Source organism: Brachyspira catarrhinii (assembly GCF_005518285.1).
In the GTDB taxonomy this organism is placed as follows: domain Bacteria; phylum Spirochaetota; class Brachyspiria; order Brachyspirales; family Brachyspiraceae; genus Brachyspira; species Brachyspira catarrhinii.
In genome coordinates, this window is the sequence record NZ_SJDU01000127.1 from 1 (window position 1) to 5970 (window position 5970).

The 5970-nt window shown below is 33.5% G+C and carries 4 protein-coding genes; 2 read left to right on the forward strand and 2 right to left on the reverse strand.

The window, feature by feature from the left end:
* Positions 1 to 29 precede the first annotated feature (29 nt).
* Positions 30 to 524 (forward strand): DNA adenine methylase, encoded by a 495-nt coding sequence (locus EZH24_RS06085; protein WP_272897878.1) that lies wholly within the window; start codon positions 30 to 32, stop codon positions 522 to 524.
* Positions 525 to 607: 83 nt separating this feature from the next.
* Positions 608 to 2473 (forward strand): 1-deoxy-D-xylulose-5-phosphate synthase, encoded by a 1866-nt coding sequence (dxs, locus tag EZH24_RS06090; protein WP_137998247.1) that lies wholly within the window; start codon positions 608 to 610, stop codon positions 2471 to 2473.
* A gap of 16 nt (positions 2474 to 2489) precedes the next feature.
* Here dxs and radA read toward each other — a convergent pair whose 3' ends face one another.
* On the reverse strand, positions 2490 to 3881 hold the full coding sequence (gene radA, locus EZH24_RS06095) for a DNA repair protein RadA (RefSeq protein WP_137998249.1): 1392 nt from the start codon (positions 3879 to 3881) through the stop codon (positions 2490 to 2492).
* Positions 3865 to 5907 carry a Gldg family protein gene (locus tag EZH24_RS06100; RefSeq protein ID WP_137998248.1) on the reverse strand — a complete coding sequence of 681 codons (2043 nt, stop codon included), beginning with the start codon at positions 5905 to 5907 and terminating at the stop codon, positions 3865 to 3867. Before EZH24_RS06100 ends, radA begins: the two co-directional genes overlap by 17 nt.
* Positions 5908 to 5970 lie beyond the last annotated feature (63 nt).

The window sequence follows — 5970 nt, forward strand, 5'->3', positions numbered from 1 at the left end:
TTGAAACATATTAAAAAATCCTGAAACATATTAAAAAATCCGCTCAAAAAGAACTTATATTAAAACCAGCGGAATTTGAAATAAACGAAAATAAACATGATATTTTTAACGAGGATGCAAACATTCTTATCAAAAAAATCAAAGGAGATATACTTTACCTCGACCCGCCATATAACGCGAGAGAATACGGAGCTAATTATCATTTGCTTAATACGATTGCGCTTTACGATGATTTTACTCCGAAAGGCAAAACGGGATTAAGAGAATATGAAAAATCTAATTGGTGTAAAAAAGATAAAGTTTATAAAGAGTTGGAAAACCTGATAAAAAACGCCGATTTTAAATTTATATTTTTAAGTTATAACGATGAAGGTTTGTTGTCATTAAATCAAATTAAAGAAATTTTTGAAAAATACGGAAAATACGATTTGAAAAATAAAACCTATAAAAGATTCAAAGCGGATAGTAATCGTTTAAGTAAAAAAGACGACACAACGGAATATTTGCATATTTTGATTAAATAATTAAAAATTTATGAATTTTCAATATTGAAATAATATATTTTGCGGTTATAATATTAAAAAATTGTTAAAAGTATAGATAAAGTATGTATATAGAAAATATAAATAGTCCTTTGGATTTGAAAAAATTAAAAAAAGAAGAACTTCCTTTGCTCGCAGCCGAAATAAGAGATTTTATAATAAAAACAGTTTCAAATAATGGAGGGCATTTGGGAAGCAATTTGGGAGTCGTTGATTTAACGATAGTTCTTCATTATTTATTCGATTCTCCAAAAGACGCTTTTATATTCGATGTCGGACATCAAACCTATACTCATAAAATTCTAACGGGAAGAAAAGACAAATTTCACACATTGAGAGCCTACGGAGGAATTTCTGGTTTTCCGAAAAGATGCGAATCGGAACATGATATTGAAGAGACGGGACATGCTTCCACTTCGCTTTCTTTCGCTTACGGAGTGGCAAAAGCTAAAAATATTTTGGTTGGTAGCGGAGAGGTTATAGCTATTATCGGGGACGGCGCTATGACGGGCGGAATGGCTCTCGAGGCTATGAATAATATCGCCCATACAAATACCGATATGATTATAGTTTTGAATAATAATGAAATGTCGATTGGAAAAAATATCGGCGCGATTTCAAAATTTCTAAACGCCACATTAAACGACATCCTAATTCAAGAGGCTTCTTATAAAGTTAAAGATTTGGTTTCCGCTCTTCCATTCGGAGATATTGCAAACGAAATAATAGACAGAGGAAAGGGAGCTATTAGAAGTTTTGTAGCTCCTGGAATCGCTTTTAGAGAATTGGGTTTTAAATATTTCGGACCGGTTGACGGACATAATTACGAAGAGTTAATTTCCACATTTGAAAAAATAAAACAAATAAATGGACCAAGAATAATTCAGGTAAATACGATTAAAGGCAAAGGATACGAAATAGCCGAAAAAAATCCGTCTAAATTTCATGGAATAGCTCCTTTCGATATTGAAACGGGAGAGACAAAATCAAAACCTTCGGGAAAAACTTTTTCTTTTATTGCGGGAGAGAGTATAATTGAAGCGGCTAAAGAAAATAAAAATATCGTGGCAATAACGGCGGCAATGGAATCGGGAACGGGACTTACAGAATTTGCGAAAATTTTTAAAGATAGATTTTTTGATGTTGGAATCGCCGAACAGCATTCGATAACTTTTGCTGTTGGGCTTGCAGAAAGCGGACTAATTCCGTTCGTTTGTTTGTATTCGACTTTTTTGCAAAGAGGATACGACCAAATAATACATGACGCTTGCATAATGAACGCCAATGTTAAATTTATGATTGACAGAGCGGGACTCGTGCCAGAAGACGGAGACACTCATCAGGGAGTTTTCGATATTTCTTTTTTGAGAATAATTCCAAATATAGTAATAATGTCTCCAGTTTTTGAAGAAGATTTTAAGGCTATGGTTAAAAAGTCTATAGAACATAAAGGACCTACCGTTATAAGATATAATAAATCGGCGGTTAGAGAGAACGAAAATAATAAAGAAAATATAATTGCGAGTGATTTTGAAATTGGAAAAGCGCATATTGTGAGAGAAAGCGAGAGTAAAAAAAATTGTATAATAAGCTACGGACAGACATTGATTGATATTGTCGATGCGGTAAACGAAATTAATTTAGACGCTTCGATTTTAAATTTGTCGACTTTGAAACCGCTTGACGAAAAAACTATAATCGATTTTATAAACAAATCGGATAAAATTTTAATAATAGAAGAAAATATTAAAAAAGGCGGAATTGGAAGCGCAATTTTGGAAATCATGGCGGATAACGAAATATTAAAACCCGTCAAAATTCATGCGTTGCCCGATAAATTTTTTGAAGTCGCGACAAGAAATAAATTATTGGAATTATACAAACTCGATAAAAACGGTTTGAAAGAAATAATAAGCGAGTATTTTAATTGAAAATAAGAATAAAAATTTAATTTATTCCCAATCTTTTAACCGCTTCGGAAATATGCTCTATTCCTATAATTTTTATTCCTTCGGCTACTTTTGAAGATTCAATTTCTTTTAAAGCTCTTTTTGAAATATAAACTTCTTTAAGAGAGAATTTTTTCATTTCTTTTATTCTTCTTTCTAAAAATCTAACGGGACGAACTTCCCCCGAAAGCCCAAGCTCGCCGATATAAGCCGTTGTTCTTTGAATTGCAATGCCCGACATACTCGAAGCTATAGCCATCGCCACCGACAAATCGCTTGCCGTTTCCTTTACATTAAGCCCGTTTGCAATATTTAGATAAATATCCTGATTCGACAAATTAAGATGCGCTCGTTTTTCAAGAATAGCTATTATTATTAAAAGTCTATATTGGTCGTATCCTATCGTTAATCTTCTCGGATAACCGAACGCGCTACTTCCGACTAAAGCCTCCTGTTCCACGCAAAAAACTCTGCTTCCTTCTATCACGGGAGTTATGACATTTCCAGCAAAAATCGATTCGTTGATTCCTTTTGTAAACACTCTCGAAGCGTCTTTCACTTCCAAAAGTCCTTTTTCCGTCATTTCAAATATTCCAACCTCGTCAACCGCTCCGTATCTGTTTTTTACGGCTCTTAATATTCTATATATTCCTTTATCGTCTCCTTCAAAATATAAAACGCAGTCGACTATATGCTCGAGTATTTTCGGTCCCGCTATAGTTCCTTCTTTCGTTATATGTCCGACTAAAAAAATCGTTATATTTTTTAATTTTGCCGTTTGCATCAAAGCCCAAGCGCAGTTTTTTATTTGAGCGGGAGAGCCAGCGATACTGTTCGTTGACGGACTATAAATAGTTTGAATAGAATCTATAATAGCAAGTTTAGGTTTTTCTTCCAAAAGAGTATTGACGATATTGTCCGCATTCGACTCGGAAGATATTAAAAAATCGCAATCGTTTATATTTAATCTATCCGCTCTTAATTTAATTTGCTCCAACGATTCTTCGCCCGTAAAATAAAATACTTTTTCTTTTTTGGCTATATTCGAAGCGACTTGTAAGAGTAGGGTAGACTTGCCAATTCCAGGTTCGCCTCCTATTAAAATGACGCTTCCAGATACTATTCCGCCTCCCAAAACTCCGTTAAGTTCGTCTATTTCGGTAGATATTCTAATATTGTCGAAAGTTTTTATTTTTTTTATCGAAGTGAGCGGAGCTTTATCTCCGCTATTATTTTTATTTATATTCTTAACATTAATTTTATTTTCTTCTGGTTCTGTAAAAGGCTTTAAGGTATTCCAAGAATTACAGGACGGGCATTTTCCCATCCAATTAATAGTTGTCTCTCCGCAATTTTCACAGATAAAAATAATGTTATTCTTTTTCGGCATTATTGAATTTCTCAAATATTTTCTTTCTTCGCTTTTTGTCCGAATTCCATAACGCAAGTCCGAATACTATGACAGCTAAAGGAACAATCACTATATTTATAATCCTAACGAATAATTTGAAACTTTCTGGAACTTGATAAGGAGGATTGAATATCGCTCCCTTTCTTCTTATGCTCATGAGTCCGCCGTCTCCCGCCATATAGTCGATTATATTCATTAAGAAAATTTTATTCGCCTGATAAGCGCTGTTTTTTCCCATATCGTAAGAGCCGATTACTATTATTTTTCCATCGCTCGTAGAATTTATTCTATTTATATTCGCTATATTGCCTCGATTATTATTCGTATTGTTATTTGTAATTTCTTTTCCCAAAAACGCGCTTTCCATTCTGCCTTCGGATATCGCCGCAAGAAGTCTTTTTGAAAATCTGCTCGCATCGGAAGGCGCTTCTTCCATAGAGGAAGATATATTTTCCGTTTCAATCCAACTTCTATCGCTCGTATGTAGCAAAGGAGTTATTCTTACGCCTTCAATATTCGTATTAATCAAAACTTCCGAAGACATCGGAGCGATTATTAAACTTATGCTTTTCGTTATGTCGTTTCTGGAATTTACATTTTCCGTAGTTATCATAGGAACATTATAAAATCTTCGTTCGAGTCCCGTTTGCTGATTTCTGTTTCTATAAGCGTTTTCGTCAAATATCATATTCGAGGCTATATATAAACCGTAATTTGTAAGAATATTGTTTAATCTGTTGTCGATTAAAACTAATTGAGGTTCGCCATACACGGGATAAGTGCTTTCCTCTATATTAAAACCGTTGAGCATAAATAAAACGGGTTTTCCGCTCATTATGAATTGGTCTATTTTATATAATTCGCTTTCCGTAAAAGGAGTTCGACTTCCCGCTATTATCAAAGCGTCTATAAACGAAGGAATATTTTCAGTCGTAGTGTCTATGATTTCAAAATTATGATTTGCGTCTATTTCTCCCAAATATTCCGTAAAAAGGTCGTATCTGTTAACCTCTGGCGGATTTCCTCCAAATTCTTGAGGAATATCCAAATAAAAAGGCTCGCCATGTCCCGTTATATAGCCTATATTAGCCTTGATTCCGAGCATACCGTCAATATTTTTTAATATATCGTTTTTAACAGCCGCAAAATCTCCGTATAGAATCGAAGCCGTTGAAAGTTCTTTTATATTGTCTCCGTTTTCCAAAATCAAAGAAAAATAACCGCTTCCAGCTTTTGCGATTAAATTTCCGCTTTCGTCTTTAATATCTTCCCATTCCAATTTTTTTATATTTAATCTATTCAATATTTCTTCCGCTTCTTCGTTATCGCCTGACATATCCAAATTATTGAAAACGACTTTATTCATAAGATTTTGATTCGCTTCGTTTACCGCTTGCATTATGGAATCTGGAACGGAAGTAGCCGCTCCCAAAGGCAAGAGTCCGTAAATTTCTGGAGAGGCGATATAATAAACATTCAAATTATTTTCGAGTCTCCTTAATTTATCGTTTTTGTCGATTAATTTTTTTATAGCCGTGTCGATATTATATTCCAAACCTTCGGTGGATTCTATAAACGGCAAAGTTTCTATAGAATCTCCGTATAAAAATGCGAGTCCCATATACGCGATTCTACTTTGAGCTTGGTCTCTCTCCAATACGCTTATTTGACGAGAGTTTATTCCGTATTGATTTGCAAGAGATTGATTTTTTGAAGCGTCCACAATTTCAAAACTGATATTTTGAGATTTATAACCTTCGAATATATCTCTCACATATTTTTCGTAAGTTGAAAAAGGCGGAGGAAGATTCGGCGTCACAAAAAATTTAACGCTCATAGGCTCTTTTATATTTCTTATGAGAGTTTTACTTTCTCTGCTTAAAGAATAAACTTTATCCCTCGTTAAATCCAAAGAGGGATTGAATTGATTGATAATCAAATTGACTAAAATTATAATTATCAAAACTAAAATAAATGTTATGATTCTGTCTTTTTTCTTTGTCATAATATATTCCATAAAATTAAAATTAGATTGTTATATAATAATATATAATTAATTATAAAACAA